The organism is Vibrio sp. Vb1574 (assembly GCF_033338675.1).
Genome location: NZ_JAWOTC010000265.1, coordinates 1 through 1,283, shown reverse-complemented (window position 1 = coordinate 1,283; position 1,283 = coordinate 1). Strand labels below are relative to the sequence as shown.

Genomic DNA, 1,283 nt, shown 5'->3' with positions numbered 1-1,283 from the left:
TGATGAATAACTACCGACACGATTTGGGCTGCGCTGATACTGAGCCTAGATAGAAAACAAAAAGCCCGAAGCATTCATTCGCTTCGGGCTTTCTTATTGGATTAACGAATCTACTAGTAGATTACTTTAGGCGAGTTTTAAACTCGGCTACGGCTTCATCCATATCGTGTGCTTGAGCCGATACTGAGTTCACTTCATGCAAACATTCTTGCGCGGAGTGCATGTTGTTTTCAGAGATGACGTTCAGCTCAGTGATTGAGTCGCTAACTTGGTTCATCACAATGCCTTGCTCTTCAATCGCAGAAGCAATGCGCTCTGAGTTGCCTTGAATCGCGTGCATGTCCGTGATGATTTGCTGGAGGCTTGCGTCTAATTGTTCAGATGCACTCAGGGTTTGCTGACCTTGTTCGTTACATTGATCAATATCGGAAACCACCATCGACATCTGCGCTTGGATGTCCATCACCACTCGCGTGATCTCTTCCGTTGATTGATGTGTACGGCTCGCAAGAGCGCGAACTTCATCTGCAACCACGGCAAATCCACGTCCTTGCTCACCCGCACGAGCCGCTTCGATAGCCGCGTTAAGTGCAAGTAAGTTCGTTTGTTCAGCAATGTCTTGAATGATGTTCACCGCACCGCCAATTTTATCGACGTGTTGGTTCAATGAGCCAATAGACTGTTGGCTGTTCGAGAGGATACCCGTCAGCTGACCAACATTCGTCACGGTCATTTCTACGACAGAGCGACCTTGTTCGGCGTTAGTCGAAGCTTGGTGAACACCTTCAACCGCAACCGATGTGCTTTCAGAAATTTCATCGATAGTGGCAACCATCTGCTGCACGGCCGTCGCCATAGAGGCGGTGTGATCAGTCTGTGCGTGGAACTGTTCCATAACACCTTCAAGCTCACGATGCATGTTGTCCGTGCTCGCTGTTAACTGCATCGATTTTTCTTGTGTGTTGTGGATCAAACGCTCTAGCTTTTCGAGCAGATCGTTGAGATGGTGGCTGATATCAAACAGTTCATCCTTACCTGCAAGATCAGAGCGTAAGCCCATGTTATTGCTTTCGCTGATGTTCTTAATCGTTGCTAGTAAGCTACTAACACGAACGTTGATAGAGCGAGAAATTTGCCAAATCAGCGCAAAAATCACTACTAAGATGAACGCAGTAATGGCTTGCTTGATGCTTGCCATTTTTTCATCGCGTTGGGTTGCGGCAGAATCAATCGATGATGAGAAAGCTTCAAACTGCTCTTCCACGGCGTGAGATAGCGCGCGA

The 1,283-nt window shown here is 47.5% G+C and carries 1 protein-coding gene; it reads right to left on the bottom strand.

Annotated elements, in window-relative coordinates; translation table 11 throughout:
- Nucleotides 1-121: 121 nt before the first annotated feature.
- Nucleotides 122-1,283: methyl-accepting chemotaxis protein (locus tag R7O12_RS25390; protein WP_318126829.1), on the bottom strand; the 1,162-nt coding region annotated here is incomplete at its 5' end.